Origin of the sequence: Bradyrhizobium daqingense (genome assembly GCF_021044685.1) — a bacterium.
GTDB lineage: Bacteria > Pseudomonadota > Alphaproteobacteria > Rhizobiales > Xanthobacteraceae > Bradyrhizobium > Bradyrhizobium daqingense.
In genome coordinates this window covers 2,804,422-2,817,274 of the sequence record NZ_CP088014.1, presented here as the reverse complement: position 1 = coordinate 2,817,274, position 12,853 = coordinate 2,804,422, and the positions used below count along the sequence as shown (strand labels likewise).

General features: G+C 65.5%; 15 protein-coding genes. 6 read left to right on the top strand and 9 right to left on the bottom strand.

Features of this window, described 5'->3' with window-relative positions; all coding sequences use genetic code 11:
* The first annotated feature begins 189 nt into the window (after positions 1 to 189).
* Complete coding sequence (locus tag LPJ38_RS13505; protein ID WP_145635793.1) at positions 190 to 642, top strand: MaoC family dehydratase; 453 nt, start codon at positions 190 to 192, stop codon at positions 640 to 642.
* Positions 642 to 1,493 carry an HpcH/HpaI aldolase/citrate lyase family protein gene (locus tag LPJ38_RS13500; protein WP_167520513.1) on the top strand — a complete coding sequence of 284 codons (852 nt, stop codon included), beginning with the start codon at positions 642 to 644 and terminating at the stop codon, positions 1,491 to 1,493. The genes LPJ38_RS13505 and LPJ38_RS13500 overlap by 1 nt, the downstream gene beginning before the upstream one ends.
* Positions 1,494 to 1,497: 4 nt before the next feature.
* Here the strand turns inward: LPJ38_RS13500 and LPJ38_RS13495 are convergent, their stop codons facing one another.
* The 5 genes from LPJ38_RS13495 to LPJ38_RS13475 all read right to left on the bottom strand — a co-directional run bounded on the left by LPJ38_RS13495 (position 1,498) and on the right by LPJ38_RS13475 (position 4,768).
* Positions 1,498 to 1,908 (bottom strand): hypothetical protein, encoded by a 411-nt coding sequence (locus tag LPJ38_RS13495; protein ID WP_145635799.1) that lies wholly within the window; start codon positions 1,906 to 1,908, stop codon positions 1,498 to 1,500.
* Between the two features lie 148 nt (positions 1,909 to 2,056).
* Positions 2,057 to 3,163: a trypsin-like peptidase domain-containing protein gene (locus LPJ38_RS13490; protein WP_145635802.1), complete on the bottom strand. Its 1,107-nt coding sequence runs from the start codon at positions 3,161 to 3,163 to the stop codon at positions 2,057 to 2,059.
* 154 nt (positions 3,164 to 3,317) lie between these two features.
* Positions 3,318 to 3,653, bottom strand: a complete 336-nt coding sequence (locus LPJ38_RS13485) for a hypothetical protein (protein ID WP_145635805.1) — start codon at positions 3,651 to 3,653, stop codon at positions 3,318 to 3,320.
* A gap of 86 nt (positions 3,654 to 3,739) precedes the next feature.
* On the bottom strand, positions 3,740 to 4,231 hold the full coding sequence (locus tag LPJ38_RS13480; protein WP_145635808.1) for an Hsp20/alpha crystallin family protein: 492 nt from the start codon (positions 4,229 to 4,231) through the stop codon (positions 3,740 to 3,742).
* 75 nt (positions 4,232 to 4,306) lie between these two features.
* Complete coding sequence (locus tag LPJ38_RS13475; RefSeq protein WP_145635811.1) at positions 4,307 to 4,768, bottom strand: Hsp20 family protein; 462 nt, start codon at positions 4,766 to 4,768, stop codon at positions 4,307 to 4,309.
* 275 nt (positions 4,769 to 5,043) lie between these two features.
* Between LPJ38_RS13475 and LPJ38_RS37930 the strand changes: the two genes are divergently transcribed.
* The 4 genes from LPJ38_RS37930 (at position 5,044) to LPJ38_RS13460 (ending at position 9,104) form a co-directional block, all read left to right on the top strand.
* Positions 5,044 to 5,178: a hypothetical protein gene (locus tag LPJ38_RS37930; RefSeq protein ID WP_283811477.1), complete on the top strand. Its 135-nt coding sequence runs from the start codon at positions 5,044 to 5,046 to the stop codon at positions 5,176 to 5,178.
* Between the two features lie 157 nt (positions 5,179 to 5,335).
* Complete coding sequence (locus LPJ38_RS13470; protein WP_145635814.1) at positions 5,336 to 6,550, top strand: ABC transporter substrate-binding protein; 1,215 nt, start codon at positions 5,336 to 5,338, stop codon at positions 6,548 to 6,550.
* Between the two features lie 8 nt (positions 6,551 to 6,558).
* Entirely contained in the window at positions 6,559 to 8,292 is a 1,734-nt protein-coding gene (locus tag LPJ38_RS13465; protein ID WP_145635817.1) for an FAD-dependent oxidoreductase, read from the top strand.
* Positions 8,293 to 8,309: 17 nt separating this feature from the next.
* Positions 8,310 to 9,104, top strand: a complete 795-nt coding sequence (locus LPJ38_RS13460) for an IclR family transcriptional regulator (protein ID WP_145635820.1) — start codon at positions 8,310 to 8,312, stop codon at positions 9,102 to 9,104.
* 119 nt (positions 9,105 to 9,223) lie between these two features.
* On the opposite strand, the gene LPJ38_RS13455 is transcribed toward LPJ38_RS13460, so the two are convergent.
* The 4 genes from LPJ38_RS13455 to LPJ38_RS13440 form a co-directional block, all read right to left on the bottom strand.
* Complete coding sequence (locus LPJ38_RS13455) at positions 9,224 to 10,003, bottom strand: SDR family NAD(P)-dependent oxidoreductase (protein ID WP_145635823.1); 780 nt, start codon at positions 10,001 to 10,003, stop codon at positions 9,224 to 9,226.
* Positions 10,004 to 10,038: 35 nt separating this feature from the next.
* Positions 10,039 to 10,743 carry a GntR family transcriptional regulator gene (locus LPJ38_RS13450; protein ID WP_231088633.1) on the bottom strand — a complete coding sequence of 235 codons (705 nt, stop codon included), beginning with the start codon at positions 10,741 to 10,743 and terminating at the stop codon, positions 10,039 to 10,041.
* A 90-nt stretch (positions 10,744 to 10,833) separates the two neighbouring features.
* Positions 10,834 to 11,577 carry an aspartate/glutamate racemase family protein gene (locus LPJ38_RS13445; protein ID WP_145635829.1) on the bottom strand — a complete coding sequence of 248 codons (744 nt, stop codon included), beginning with the start codon at positions 11,575 to 11,577 and terminating at the stop codon, positions 10,834 to 10,836.
* Positions 11,578 to 11,585: 8 nt separating this feature from the next.
* Positions 11,586 to 12,851 (bottom strand): NAD(P)/FAD-dependent oxidoreductase, encoded by a 1,266-nt coding sequence (locus tag LPJ38_RS13440; protein WP_145635832.1) that lies wholly within the window; start codon positions 12,849 to 12,851, stop codon positions 11,586 to 11,588.
* Positions 12,852 to 12,853 lie beyond the last annotated feature (2 nt).

Below are 12,853 nucleotides of genomic sequence, written 5' to 3'. Positions count from 1 at the left end.
CCTCCTCTCGCGTTTCCCACTCAAAGGCCGTGGCCGATTGCTGCGCCCGGACGTACCCTCTCTCCGCGTTCTTAACTTGAAAAACCGGGTACAGATACGTGAATTTGTCCCTCGAGTGTGTGTAGCATGCATAGGGTCATGCGGCGCGACGCGAAGAGCGCGCCGTTATTTCGCAGGGAGGAAACCGCGATGGCCGGACTTTATTTCGAGGACTTTTCGGTGGGCCAGGAGTTCAGGCATCCGCTGACCCGGACCGTCACGGAGATGGACAACACCCTGTTCAGCCTGCTCACGCTCAACCCGCAGCCGCTGCACATCGACGCCCATTTCTCCGAAAAGACCGAGTTCGGCCAGCGCATTTTCAACAGCCTTTACACCCTCGGCATCATGATCGGCATGACGGTGTATGATACGACCATGGGGACCACCGTCGCCAATCTCGGCATGACCGACGTCACCTTTCCGAAGCCGGTCTTCCATGGCGACACGTTGCGGGCGACGACGAAGGTACTTTCGCTGCGGGAATCAAAATCGCGCCCCAAAGCGGGCATCGTCGAGTTCGAGCACCATGCCCTCAACCAGAACGACGAGATCGTCGGCAAGTGCCGGCGCATGGCGATGATGCACAAGAGGCCGGTCTGATGCGTTCGATGCTGTTCGTGCCGGGCGATTCCCCCCGCAAATTCGAGAAGGCCAGCGAAGGCAAGGCCGACGCGCTGATCATCGATCTCGAGGATTCCGTGGTCACGGAGAAGAAGCCCGAGGCGCGTTCGCTGACGCTGGCGATGCTGAAGGGCTCTCGCGGCCCGCACCAGCTCTATGTCCGCGTCAACGCGCTCGACACCGGGATGACACTCGCCGATCTTGCCGCCGTGATGCCGGGCAAGCCCGACGGCATCGTCTTGCCGAAATCGCAAGGCGGCGACGACGTCCGTCAAGTCGCCACCTGGCTCGAAGCGTTCGAGGCGGCATCCGGCACCACGATCGGCGCGACGCGTATCGTCTGCGTCGCGACGGAGACCGCCGGCTCGATCTTCGGTCTCGGCAGCTACAAGAACTGCTCTCCTCGCCTCGCCGGCCTGATGTGGGGCGCGGAAGATCTCTCGGCCTCGCTCGGCGCCACCGAAAAAGCCTCGGGCGGCGTGTTTCACAGCCCCTATCGCCTCGCGCGTGATCTCTGCCTGATGGCGGCAGCCGCCGCCGAGGTCGCGCCGATCGACACGGTGTATACCGACATCGACAATCTCGCGGGCCTAGAGGCCGAAACGCGGGCCGCCCAGCGCGACGGCTTTTCGGCGAAGGCGCTGATCCATCCCAAGCATGTCGACGTCGTCAACGCCGCATTTGCGCCGACGGACGCCGAGCGCATCTGGGCGGAGAAGGTCATTGCGGCCTTCGCCAGCAATCCCAATTCCGGCACGCTGCGGCTCGACGGCCAGATGATCGACAAGCCGCATCTCCGCGCCGCCAAGAAGATCCTCGGACAGCCCTGAGACCTCAGTCGAATCCCTGAACGGGCGGCGTCGCGGCTTGAGCGGGAACGGCTGGCGCGGCCTGGACCGGCGCAGCTTGGACCGGCGCGGCCTGAACCGGCGGCGGATTGCCGGCAGCTCGCATCTGGCCATTGGCATTCATCGCCTCACGCGTGCGCGGCGGGACGCGGGTTGCGGCCGCGCGACGAGGCGGCTGCCGGTGTCTTGCCGATTGCGAGCCCTTCAGGCCCCAGGACCGGGCGATCGAGGGTCCGGCGGTGTAGCCGACCAAGGCTCCGGCGACGGCGCCGACCGGACCCAGCACAACCGCGCCTGACAAGGCACCGAGCGCTGCCGAGCCCGCGCGCTCCTGCGCAAGCGCACTCGCCGGCACACAAGCCAGCATTGCAATGGCGGCGATCAAAGCTTTGGTCATCGGAGTGCCTCCCTCAGGTGGATCACTCCCGCTCAAATATGGCGGCAGAACGTTTGGATATGGCCCATCGCGGGGCAATCGGCCGGTGGAACTTCGATGAGTGGCGACTCCTCCTTGGCGACCTGGATCACCGCGCGGCGCAAACCTGCTAATGGAGCTGACGATTGCCGCCGGCAACGGCGCTGCTCGTTTCGGACGCGGGCGCTACTCTCACCACGGCCGCGAGCGGTGCGCCATTGCGCAACAAGGTGAGCTTCACTTCCTCGCCGATGCGCGCGAGGCCGATCGTGTTGCGGAGCTGGGCGGCGGTGCGGATCGGGCGGTCGTCGGCCCGAGTGATGATATCGCCCTTGCGCAGTCCTGCCTGCTCTGCAGGCGAGTCCGCCGCGATCTCCGCGACGACGGCCCCCTGGTTCAAGCCCTTGTTGACCGAGGGATGCAGGTCCTTCAGCGAAACGCCGATGCGGCCGCGCTCGACGCGGCCCTTGGCGATGATCTGCTCCATCACCTTCCGCGCCATGTTCACCGGAATGGCGAAGCCTATGCCGACATTGCCGCCGGCGGGCGAGATGATGGCCGAGTTGATACCGATCAGTTCGCCGCGCAGGCTGACCAGGGCCCCGCCGGAATTGCCTGGATTGATCGCAGCATCGGTCTGGATGAAGTCCTCATAGCCCTGCTTGCCGAGTCCGGTCCGGCCAAGCGCACTGACGAGGCCTGATGTCACGGTCTGGCCGAGGCCGAAAGGGTTGCCGATCGCCAGCACGAAATCGCCGACGTCGAGCCCGTCGCTGTCGCCGAAGGCAAGCGCCTTGAGCCCGGATGGGTTCTGGATCTGGAGCACAGCAATGTCAGTCGGTGGATCGCGGCCGATGACCTTGGCCGAGAACTGCCGGCCGTCCTTGGTGGTGATCTGAACTGCGGAGGTGCCTTCGACCACATGATTGTTGGTCAGGACATAGCCGCGCTGGGCATCGACGATGACCCCGGACCCGGTCGCGTTGACCTCCTTCTCGATCTGCCGGGGGACGTCGAAGAATTCGCGGAAGAGCGGGTCGCGATAGAGCGGATTGTCCTCGCGCACACGGCCATGCACGGAGATGTTGACGACGGCCGGCGTCACCTGGCGCACCAATGGCGCCAGGGTCGGCACCGGGCCGCCTGTCTTCAGGTCTGGAATTTGGCCAGCGGCCGGCTGCGATGCCATAAGCGCGAGCACCAGCAATGCCAGCGAAAGCAAACGCACGACATTCATCTTGATCACCTGCCGCTGAACCGGGGATATGAAAGAACTTCGAGGCCTCAGTCACGCGGTGCGGCGACGAGGCCGTGCATGACGAGATAAGGAAGTGCGAGCGCCGCCGAGGCCTGGCCGAGCAGCACGAGCGCCAGGACGGTCTGGGTGAAGATCATGCGGCCCGCCTCTCCGCGGCGGCCCAGGGCCGCCGCAGCCGCATCGGGACGCCACCGCCGCGCGGCGGATCGTCATTGTCATTGTCGCCGTCGAGCTTGCGCAAGGCCGCCAGGACATCGGCAAGCCGGATGGCGTGGCTCATGCCCGGTATCTCGCGCAACGCCGGACAGGATTCGACCGTATACATGTCGGACGCCCAGGACGACAGGATGATCCGCTTCTCCGGCGCAGAGAGCTCTTCTGCATTCAGGACGTCGGCGGGCGAATCGTAATGGGCAGCAGGGTGAAACAGCGGGTTGAGAGTGCCGGCATTGGTGTTCACGTTGGTCATCGGTCGTGCCTCCCTCATGCTCCTTTCCAAGGGATCGATTTGTGGACGATGGACGGCGGCGCCGACCGCCGCCGTCCCGCTTGATGTCAGTGCGTGTTGATCGCGATGCGCTTGACGCCTTCGCGGGCCTTCTCCGATTTCGGCAGCGACACCGTCAGGACGCCGTTCCTGAACGAAGCCTCGGCCTTGTCTTCCTCGACGCCCTCCAGCGGAATCTGCCGCTCGAACGCGCCGTAATAGCGCTCGGTGAAGTATCTGCCTTCTCCGTTGCGCTCGGCTTTCTTCTCGCCGCGGAGCGTCAAGACGCCATTGGCGATCTCGACCTGAACCTCCTTCTCCGTCATTCCGGGCAGTTCGGCCGAGACGGTCAGCGTCTTGTCGGTCTCGCTGAGCTCGACCTTCGGCCAGCCGAAACGGCCCTCCATCAGCGGCGACAGGCTGGTCCCGCCGAAGCCGCGGAAGACGTCGTCGAACAGACGGTTCATCTCGCGATGAAGCGTCAGGAAGGGATCGAAATTGTCGCGCGCCGGCGCGAGTTCCTGTTTCCCTGACCAGGGAATGAGATCACGAAAACCCATTGTTCTCTCCTCCATGCATCGGGGAACGCGGACGCGCACCTGCGCGCCGCGTTCCGCCATTGGCTCGATCGAGCGTCAGGCTGCTTTCTTCTGCTCGATCTGCGATGCCGCAGGAGGGGCGCCCGCGATCGGAATCCGGCGCGGCTTCATCGCTTCCGGAACCTCGCGGACGAGGTCGATGATCAACAGCCCGTCCTGGAACGAGGCCTGCTTCACCTGGACATAGTCGGCGAGGTTGAACACGCGCCGGAACGGACGCGCGGCGATGCCCTGATACAGATATTCGCGCGCGGCCGTCTCGGGCTTCCTGCCCTCGATGGTCAGCGCGTTCTGTTCGGCGGTCACCGTGATGTCGTTGGCGCCGAAGCCCGCCACGGCCAAGCTGATCCGGTAATGGTCTTCGCCGGAACGCTCGATGTTATAGGGGGGATAGTTGTCCTCGGTCGCTTGGCGCAGCGTGCTGTCGACGAGGTCGGCCAGGTGATCGAAGCCGATGGTGGAACGCCACAGGGGCGCGAAGTCGAAACTGGTCCTCATAACCAAGTCCTCCTGAGAGCAAGATGGATACGAAGGAGCGCAAGGCGGGATTTCAGACGGGTCCGAAAGACCAGCCCAGCGCCCGTGCCGGACCCGGTCAGGCATCCGACACACCGCTCTCGCGGCGAAAAACGACTTAGAAAATCAGGAATGGCTTTCAAGGGGCCGGCCAAAAAAATTTTTGACCCCGGGGGCGTCGCCCAAGCCTCGCGGCGGGGCACTGGCTTCAGGACCTCAGCGGGTCCCGGGCCGTCTCCGGCGCCAGCAGCGTGGCGATGATGGTGACGGTCGACAGCGCGACGATTGAGAGCCGCTGCTCCCACGCGCGTCATTGCGAGGAGCGAAGCGACGAAGCAATCCAGAACGCCGCCGCGGTGAGATTCTGGATTGCTTCGCTGCGCTCGCAATGACGGGCGTTGAGGCAGGAGCGCTACTGGAACGGCACCGCGGAGCGATCGGGAACCGCTTCGCGGGCTCCATTCGCAATTGACAAACTAATTCGCCATTATCTAATTTATCGCCAGAATGACCCGCCGCGCCAAGCGGCCAATAAGAGAGGGAACGACAATGAAAGGGCTTCTGGCCTGCGCCATGCTCACGGCCATGACTTCGGCAGCCATGACTTCAGCAGCGACAGCGCAAGTCTCCGACGACGCCGTGCGGATCGGCGTGCTGACGGATCTGTCGAGCTGGGGCCGCGACAACTCCGGGCCGGGCTCGGTCGAAGCCGCGAAGATGGCGGTGGAGGAATTCGGGCCAACCGTGCTCGGCAAGCCGATCGAGATCATCAGCGCCGACCACCAGATGAAGACCGACGTCGGCGTGCAGATCGTGCGCGGCTGGTTCGACAACGGCAAGGTCGACGCCGTCGTCGACATCCCCAATTCCGGCATCGCGATCGCCGTGCACAACATGGTGCGCGAGCGGGGCAAGGTCGCCCTGCTCTCCGGCCCCGGCGCGAGCTCGCTGACCGACGAGCTGTGCAGCCCGAATACCGTGCATTTCACCTACGACACCTATGCGCTGTCGAAAGTGACGGCCTCCGCCGTGATCAAGGAAGGCGGCAAGTCCTGGTACTTCATCACCGCCGATTACGCCTTCGGCCAGCAGCTCGAGAAGGACGCAACCCGCTTCATCAACGAGATGGGCGGCAAGGTGCTCGGCGGCGTCAAGCACCCGACCAACACCGCGGACTTCTCCTCCTTCGCGCTGCAGGCGCAGAGCTCCAAATCCGACGTGGTCGCCTTCGCCAATGCCGGCCAGGACACCGACAACGCCATCAAGCAGTCCGGCGAGTTCGGCCTAGTCCAGGGCGGCCAGAAGCTGGTCGGCCTGCTGATGTTCGACACCGACGTGCACGCGATCGGCCTGAAGGCAGCTCAAGGCACCTACATGACCACCGCGTCCTACTGGGCCATGGACGAAGCCACCCGCGCCTGGTCGAAGAAATTCTACGAGCGCACCAAGGTGATGCCCACCATGATCCAGACCGGCGTCTACGGTTCGGTGCTGCATTATCTCAAGGCCATCAAGGCCGCCGGCACCGACGAGACCGCCAAGGTGATGGCCAAGATGCGCGAGCTGCCGATCGAGGATACATTCGTCCATGGCGGCAAGTTGCGCGAGGACGGCCGCGTCATCCGCGACATGTATCTCGCCAAGGTGAAGAAGCCCGAGCAGTCCAAGGAGCCGTGGGACTATCTGGAGATCGTCAAGACCGTGAAGGGCGAGGACGCCTTCCGCCCGGTCTCCGAGTCCAAATGCCCGCTCCTGAAGAAGTGAGGTGAGACATGACCGGCCGCGAGGATAGCGCAATTGAGACGTACGAGTGCGACGTGCTCGTGGCCGGATCGGGTTGTTCCGGCATGTCTGCCGCGATCACCGCGCGCCATCGCGGTCTCGATGTCTTGATCGTGGAGAAGGAGCCGCGCTTCGGCGGCACCACCGCCCGCTCCGGCGGCTGGCTCTGGATTCCCGGCACGTCGCTGGCAAAGGCCTACGGCATCGAAGAAACGCCGGAGCAGGCCCGCACCTATCTGCGGCACGAGGCCGGAAACAATTACGACGCGGCACGCGTCGATGCGTTTCTCTTGGCCGGCCCCGAGGCGGTCGATTTCTTCACGAGCAAGACAGCGCTCCGCTTCGACATGCCGCTGGTGTTTCCCGACTATCACGCCGAGGCGCCAGGCGGCGCACAGGGCGGCCGCTCCATGGTGACGCGGCCGTTCGACGGCCGCGAGCTCGGCGACCAGATCAAGACGCTGGGCATGCCGCTGCCGGAGCTGACCGTGTTCGGCATGATGCTGGGGAGCGGCAAGGAGATCATCCATTTCATGCGGGTGACGAAATCGCTGACTTCGGCCGTGTACGTCGCCAAGCGCCTGTCTCGGCATTTCATGGACGTGCTGCGCTACGGCCGCGGCATGACGCTCACCAACGGCAATGCGCTCGCCGGACGGCTGGCGAAATCCGCGCTCGATCTGAAAATCCCGATGTGGCTGTCCTCGCCGGTGCGCGAGCTGACGGTCGAGAACGGCGCTGTCACCGGCGCGATCGTGTCGCGCGAGGGACGGCAGGTGCGCGTTCGCGCGCGTCAGGGCGTCGTGCTCGCCTGCGGCGGCTTTCCCCATGACGTCGAGCGGCGCAAGAAGATGTTCCCGCACGCGCCGACCGGCAATGAACACTATTCGCCCGGTCCCACGGGCAATACCGGCGACGGGTTGCGCCTTGCGGAAAGCGCCGGCGGCCGCATCGAGGACCGCCTGTCCAATGCGGCAGCGTGGGTGCCGGTGTCGCTGACCACGCGCAAGGACGGCTCCAAGGGCGTGATGCCGCATTTCATCGACCGCGCCAAACCCGGCGTGATCGCGGTGATGCGCGACGGCAGGCGCTTTGCCAATGAAGGCAATTCCTACCACGACTTCGTCCAGGCCATGGTCAAGGCCGCCAAGCCCGGCGAGGAGATCGCGGCCTTCCTGGTCTGCGATCACAAGACGCTGCGCAAATACGGTCTCGGCTGCGTGCCTCCCTTCCCGATGCCGCTGGGCCACCACTTGGAGACCGGCTACCTCATGCGTGGCGACACGCTGGAAGCGCTCGCAGGCAAGGCCGGCATCGATGCGCAGGCTTTCACCGAGACGATCAGGCAGTTCAACGCGACGGCGCCGCTCGGCCACGACGCCGCCTTCGGCAAGGGCTCGAAAGCCTATAACCGCTACCAGGGCGACGCGATGCACGGTCCGAACCCCTGCATCGCACCGATCGAGAACGGTCCGTTCTACGCCATCAAGATGGTGATCGGCGATCTCGGCACCTATGCCGGCATCGTCACAGACGAGAACGCCCGCGCGCTCGATGCCGAAGGCCGGATCATCCCCGGGCTCTATGCCGCCGGCAACGACATGGCGAGCATCATGGGTGGCAATTATCCCGGCGCCGGCATCACGCTTGGGCCGGCGCTGACCTTCGGCTACATTGCCGGCAGACATCTTGCCGACAGCGCCGAAAAGCGCAACGCGGCGTAAGCCACGCCAGGAGGCGCATGAAGAGGGAAAGCCGCGGCATCCAGTCGATCGAGGTCGGCGGCGAATTGCTCCGCGCGCTCGCCAGGAGCGGCGAGCCGATGATGCTGCGCGATCTCGCGCGCGAAGCAGGCATGACGCCGGCCAAGGCGCACCCCTATCTCGCCAGCTTCTCGCGCATCGGCCTGATCGAGCAGGACGAGAGCTCCGGCCGCTACGAGATCGGCGCGCTGGCGCTGGAGCTCGGCCTGATCAGCCTGCGCCGCCTCTCCGGCGTGCGTATCGCGCGTCCCAAGATCGCCGCACTGGCAAGCCAGATCGGCCACGCTGTCTCGCTCGCGGTTTGGGGCACGCACGGACCGACCGTGGTGCAGCTCGAAGAGCCCGCTCAGCCGGTCCACATCGTGATGCGCGCCGGCTCGGTGATGGCACTGCGGGAGACCGCCACGGGCCGCGCCTTCGCGGCCTTCCTGCCGGAGAAGACGATCAGTGCCGCGCTCGAAAGCGGGCTCGACCGTCACGGCGTCGGCTACAATCCGAAGCGCGCGGTGAAGGGCGCGAAGGTCACGGAGATGCTCACTGAGGTGCGCAAGCACGGCCTCGCCCGCGCGCTCGGCGATCCCCTGCCCGGCGTCAACGCGTTCGCAGCACCAGTGTTCGACCATTCCGGTCATGTCGCACTGGTCATCACCGCGATGGGTCCGGAAGGCACGTTCGACGCGCGCTGGGACAGCCCGATCGCCCATGCCCTGCGCGATTGCGCCGGCGGCATCTCGAAGCGACTGGGTTACGGGATGACGGTGGCGGCGGAGTGAAGGGTCTGAGCCACACCGTCATGGCCGGGCTTGTCCCGGCCATCCACGCACCGCGATCGCTGAGAGACGTGGATACCCGGGACAAGCCCGGGCATGACGACTGATATGCAGCGCGCCCCCTACTTCTCCTTCACCGGCACCGTGTAGTTCAGGATCAGCCGGCCGCCGTCGGGATAGATCGTCTGCCCGGTGACGTAGGAGGCATCGTCGCTGGCCAGGAACGCCACGACCGAGGCGACCTCGCTCGGCTCGCCGCCGCGCCCCGCAGGCGTGCGCGACATCACGGTCTTGCGGGCATCCTCCGAAGTGTAGATGGACGACGCCACCATGTCGGTCAGGATCGTGCCCGGCCCGACCGCGACGACGCGGATGTTGTGCGGAGCAAGCGCGACGGCGGCGACCGAGGTGAGCTGCTTCATGCCGCCCTTGGACATCGCGTAGGTCGCAAGCGCCGGGATCGCCAGCAGCGCGTTCACCGAGGACATGTTGATGATGACCCCGCCGCCGCCCTGCGCGATCATCTGCCTGGCTGCGGCCTGCACGCCGAAGAACGCACCCTTCAGATTGATCCCGATGATCTCGTCGAACTCCTGTTCCGAAATCTCGAGGAAGTCCCGGTTGCGCGCGACGCCGGCATTGTTGACCATGATGTCGAGCCGGCCGAACTCCTTCACCGCTGTGGCGATGATCTGATCCACGTCAGTACGCTTGGCGACATTGCCGACGATCGTACGCAAGGCATCCGGCCGCCCGAGTTCGGCGGCGGTCGCCGCAAGGCCCTCGGCATCGACATCCGAGATCACGACCTTGACGCCGTCATCCAGAAACCTCTTCGCGCAAGCCTTGCCGATGCCGCGTGCTGCGCCGGTGATGGCGGCGACCTTGTCCTTGAGCTTCATGCTTGCGCCTCCTGAAATAGGACGCCGCCTGGGCGTCAGTTCGTCGCCGACCGCGTCACGGCCGGCATGTAGATTTGCGCGTAGCCTTCCTTGATCGCGGCGGTGATGCGGTCGAGGCGGCGATCGATGTGTCTTTCCAGCACGGCGACGCAAGTCCCCTCATCGCGTGCCTTCAGGCCTTCGATGACGGCGCGGTGCTCGCCTTGCGTGTTGGACCGGTTGACGCTGTCCATGTCGATCCAGCGCACGAAGCGGATGCGGGCGTTGACGTTGCGCAGCACACGCAGCATCTCGGCATTGTCGGACATCGCCATCAGCCGCTCGTGAAAGGTCTCATCGAGCTCGACCAACTCCTGGGAGGAGCGCTCGCCGGGATCGGGGCCGGTGGCCTCGAGGAATTTCAGCAGCGCATCGATGTCTTCGTCCTTCGCGCGTTTGATGGCGAGGCGGATCGAGGCGACCTCGATCGACTTGCGCAACTCGTAAAGGTCGAAGATCTCGTGGGCATCGAGCTCGCGGCAGAAGAAGCCCTTGCCTGGCATGAAGCGCAGGAAGCCTTCGGTATTGAGGCGGTTCAGCGCCTCGCGCAGCGGCGTCCGGCTGACGCCGAGGCGTTTGGCCAGCTCGCCCTCGTTGAGCCGTTCGCCCGGCTTGAACGCGTAGCTCACGGCCATCGCCTTGAGCTGTTCATAAACCCGATCGACGATGCTGTCCGACGCCAGTTCCAGATTGCTCTTCATAGACTGCATTTTATACCGGGCCTGCGGAAGCGATGGCAATGCAAACAAGACATGAGCCACGCTTGTTCAGAGCTTTGCGACAGCGGACTCTCAAGCAAAGACGCGCGGGCGCAGCCCGGCATGAAACCAGGTGATCATGGAATAGATGTCGTAGACCGGCAGCCCGACCTCGGCCTGAAGCGCAGCCGCGTAAGGCGGCATGTTGGTGCATTCGAGCACGATGGCGCCGACATCGGGATGTCTGGCGACAAGCTCCTTGCCGGCCTCGACCACGTCGCGCTCGGCTTGCGCGACGTCCATGTCGTCCTTCTCGGCCTTGATCAGGACGCGGAAGAACTCCTTGCCGTTCTCGGTGCCGACCAGCGGCGTGTCGAGCGGCACGCCGGCGCCTTCGAGATGGGCCGGCGACAGCGTCGAGCCCGACACCGTGACGAGGCCGACGCGCTTGCCCGGCGGCAAGGTCGCCTGCACCCACGGCACCTGCATCAGCGACGAGGTCGCGACGGGAACGCCGACCGCGGCTGCGATCTCCTTCTGGAACAGCGAGAGAAAGCCGCAATTGGTGGTGATGGCCTCGGCCCCGAGCCGTACCAGATCCTTGGCCGCGTCGATGAAGTCGGGCAGCAGGCCGGCCGCGCCCTTCAGCACCACCTTCTCCGGCGACGCGCCACTGACGACGCGATACAGCACCGGGAACGGCCAGGTCGTGCCGTTGCCCATGTCGCCGGGGATGCGGGGGAAGCGCGCCTCCAGCATCAGGATGCCGAGCGGCGCGCCGTAGATGGCCTTGCCGCCACGGGCGATGCGGGAGGATGGAGTGGCTGCGGTGCTCATGGCTGCGCTCACAGGAAACGATCGGGCGCGAAGGGGCCGAGCGGAATCTCCGGCTGCTTGCCGCTCAGAAGCTGAGCGACGAGACGGCCCGTCCGCGCCGAGCCGACCAGCCCGACATGGCCGTGGCCGAAGGCATAGACGATGTCGCGCGAGGCCCGCGCATTGCCGATGCAGGGACGTCCGTCCGGCATGCTCGGCCGATGACCGAACCACGTTTTTATGCGCGAGGCGGGGATGTCCTTGGGCAGCTTGGGAAACATGCTGAGAAGGTGGTCACGCAGGATCTCGGCGCGCTTCCAGTTCGGCGCGGCCTCGAGGCCAGCGATCTCGACGGTGCCGGCGGCCCGCAGGCCCCTGTCGGTCCAGTTCACCACCATCTTGGCATCCGACGCCATCATCGAGCTGCGCGGCCCCGATTCCGGATTCTCGATCATGACGTGATAGCCGCGTTCGGTCTCCAGCGGCAACGGATCGCCAACGGACGCCGTGAGCTGCTTCGACCTCGCGCCGGCCGCGACCACCGCAGCATCGCAGGCAATCTCGCCGGTCTCGGTGAGGACAGCGACGAGCCTGTCGCCGGAGAGTTTTAGGCCCGTCGCCTTGGCCCGCACGTGCTTCGCTCCGCTGGCGAGCGCGTGATTGGCGAGCGCTGCGACATAGGCGCCCGGATTGCGGCAGCGGCCGGCCTCCTCCACCACCACGCCAAAGGTGTAGCGCGGGTGCAGGTCCGGCTCGCGCTGGCGCATCTCGTCGGCGTTCAGCTCCAACCATTCGACGCCGACCTTCTTGCGTAGCCGCCAGCCGAGATCGTTGTCGAAATTGCCGCGCGACGGGAACACGTGCATGACGCCGTTGCGCTCGATCAATTCGGGCACCCCGGCCTCTTCGGCGAGCTTCCTGTGCAGCAGCGGCGCATCCTTCAGCAGATCGCGCAGCGCAAAGGCTGTCGTCTCGATACGCGCCTCGGTCCAGCCCGACAGCAGATACTTGATCAGCCAGGGCAGCGCCTTTGGCAGATAAGACCAGCGGATCGCCAGCGGCCCGAGCGGGTCCATGAGATAGCCCGGCACCTTCTTCCAGACGCCGGGCTCGGCGGGCGGGATCACCGAATGCGACGACAGCCAGCCGGCATTGCCATAGCTCGCCGCCTGTACGCCGCCGGGCTCGCCCGGGTCGATCAGGGTGACGCGGTGGCCCTCGCGCAGCGCCTCGATGGCGCTGATCACGCCGACCGCGCCGGCACCGATGATGGCGACGTGACGGCTGGCCGGCATCG